This window comes from Hydrogenophaga sp., assembly GCF_051007235.1.
Taxonomy (GTDB): domain Bacteria; phylum Pseudomonadota; class Gammaproteobacteria; order Burkholderiales; family Burkholderiaceae_C; genus Hydrogenophaga.
The window spans coordinates 1-2,424 of record NZ_JBPCSJ010000269.1 but is presented as its reverse complement, the minus strand read 5'-3'; the positions used below and the strand labels follow the sequence as shown (position 1 = coordinate 2,424).

3 protein-coding genes are annotated in these 2,424 nt (G+C 70.5%); all 3 read right to left on the bottom strand.

All coding sequences use genetic code 11. From position 1 onward, the window contains the following. Positions 1-87: 87 nt before the first annotated feature. The gene (gene mreD, locus ACR2JA_RS09710; protein WP_434008883.1) at positions 88-618 is read right to left on the bottom strand and encodes a rod shape-determining protein MreD; all 531 of its coding nucleotides are present in this window, start codon (positions 616-618) and stop codon (positions 88-90) included. Further along, positions 615-1,559, bottom strand: coding sequence for a rod shape-determining protein MreC (gene mreC / locus ACR2JA_RS09705; protein WP_434008882.1), 945 nt, complete (start codon positions 1,557-1,559; stop codon positions 615-617). The genes mreD and mreC overlap by 4 nt, the downstream gene beginning before the upstream one ends. A gap of 55 nt (positions 1,560-1,614) precedes the next feature. Beyond that, positions 1,615-2,424, bottom strand: an 810-nt coding sequence (locus tag ACR2JA_RS09700) for a rod shape-determining protein (protein ID WP_434008881.1), incomplete at its 5' end; no start/stop codon positions are given.

Genomic DNA, 2,424 nt, shown 5'->3' with positions numbered 1-2,424 from the left:
ACCAGGATGCGGTGGAACCGGCTCTGCCGGGCCACTCGCATCGCCCCCTTGAGGGGGTGACGCCGAAGGCGGCGCGGGGGTGTTCCATCACAGCGGTCGGTTGTCGTCGGGGTTGGGCGCGCGGCGCTGCGGCGCGAGCAGCAGCACGCTGACCACGGGCCACAGCGCGGCCTCGATCAGCGGCGCCAGCAGGTAGGACCAGCCCGGGAACCCGCCGCCCGCGGCCAGGCGCACCAGCAACTCCAGCACCCGTGCGGCGGCGAACAGCGGCAGCACCTGCACCGCCTGCGTCGGCACCGGGAACCACAGCAGGCGCCGGTGCATGGCGATGGCCAGGAAGCCCAGCGCGGTGTAGGCCAGCGCGTGCTGGCCGAGCAGGGCGCCCTGGTGCACGTCCATGGCCAGGCCGAAAAAGAAGGCCGTGCCCACGCCGATGCGCAGCGGCTGGTGCACGCTCCAGAACACCAGGGCCAGGGCCAGCAGGTCGGGCACCCAGGGGGCGCGCCCCCACAGGCCCATGTTCATGAGCATGTTCAGCGCCAGCGCGGCCAGCAGGCTGAACCAGATGAAGACGGGGTTGGCCGGCAGCAACAGCTGCTGGCCCGGACGCATGATCATGGGGCGGCGCTCCGGGCTTTGGCGGTGTCGGTGGCCAGGCGGCGCGACGGCGTCGCCGGCTCGGGCAAGGGCGACGGCGGCAGCGAAGCGCCCACCGGCGCCAGCACCAGCACATGCAGTGCGCCTTGCACGCGCGCCAGCGGCTCGCAGACGATGCGGGTGAACGACGACTCGGCGCGCCGCTCCACCTGCGTCACGCGCGCCACCGGCAGGCCCGGCGGGTACACGCCGTCCACGCCGCTGGTGGTCAGCAGGTCGCCCTGGTTGATGTCGGCATTGGCCAGCGTGTAGCGCAGCTCCAGCGCGTCGCCACTGGCGGCCGGCTGGCCATAGGCCACGCTGCGCACACCGGTGCGCGCGTTCAGCACCGGGATCGCCTGGTCGCGGTCGATCAGCAGCGTCACCTCGGACACCAGCGGGTACACGCGCGTGACCTGGCCCATCACGCCGCTGTCGTCGACCACCGGCGAGCCGGCCACGATGCCGTGCGTCTGGCCGCGGTCGATGACGACCTTGCGAGCGTACGGGTCGGCCGCGTCGTACAGCACCTGCGCGCCGGTGGCGGTGGCGCCGATGCGCTCGCGCATGGCCAGCAGCTCGCGCAGGCGCTGGTTTTCGAGCAGCAACTGTTCCACTTGCTGCGCGCGCACGGCCTGCTGCGCCAGGCGCTGCTGGGCAGCGCTTTCGTTTTGCTGCGCCGTGTGCAGCGCGGTGAAGTAACCCCCGGCCTCGCCGACGGCCTGCACCGGCTGCAGCACCAGCCACTGCACCGGGTACAGCGCGGTGGCCAGGGCGGCGCGCAGCGGCACCGCCACACGGAAGCGGGTGTCGGCCACCATCAGGAACAGCGCCACGGCGCTGAACACCATCAGTTTGGACAGCGCCGATGGCCCCTGTTTGAAAAACGGGGGCGGTGTGCGGTCCAGGGTGCCCAGTGGCATGGCGGGTCGGGCTCTCGCGGGCGTGTTGCGGGGGGCCGGACGACCGGCCGCGCGCTTATTCGCTGGTGAAGATGGTGCCCAGGCGCTCCATGCGCTCCAGGGCCATGCCGCAGCCACGCACCACGCAGGTCAGCGGCTCTTCGGCCACCAGCACCGGCAGGCCGGTTTCTTCGGCCAGCAGGCGGTCCAGGTCGCGCAGCAGGGCGCCACCGCCGGTCAGCATCATGCCGCGCTCGGCGATGTCGGCGCCCAGCTCGGGCGGCGTCTGTTCCAGCGCGCTCTTGACGGCCGAGACGATGCTGTTGAGCGGATCGGTCAGGGCTTCGAGGATTTCGTTGCTGGAGATGGTGAAGCTGCGTGGCACACCTTCGGAGAGGTTGCGGCCCTTGACTTCCATTTCCTTGACTTCGCTGCCGGGGAAGGCCGAGCCGATGTTCTTCTTGATCGCTTCGGCGGTGGGTTCACCGATCAGCATGCCGTAGTTGCGGCGGATGTAGGCAATGATGGCGTCGTCGAAACGGTCACCGCCCACGCGCACGCTGCCCTTGTAGACCATGCCGCCCAGGGAAATGACGCCGACTTCGGTCGTGCCGCCACCGATGTCCACCACCATCGAGCCCGACGCGTCCGACACCGGCAGACCAGCCCCGATGGCCGCGGCCATGGGTTCTTCGATCAGGTAGACCTCGGAAGCGCCGGCGCCCAGGGCCGATTCGCGGATGGCGCGGCGTTCGACCTGGGTCGAGCCGCAGGGCACGCAGATGATGATGCGCGGGCTCGGCTTGAACATCGAGCGCGGGTGCACCATCTTGATGAACTGCTTGAGCATCTGCTCGGTGACGGTGAAGTCGGCGATCACGCCGTC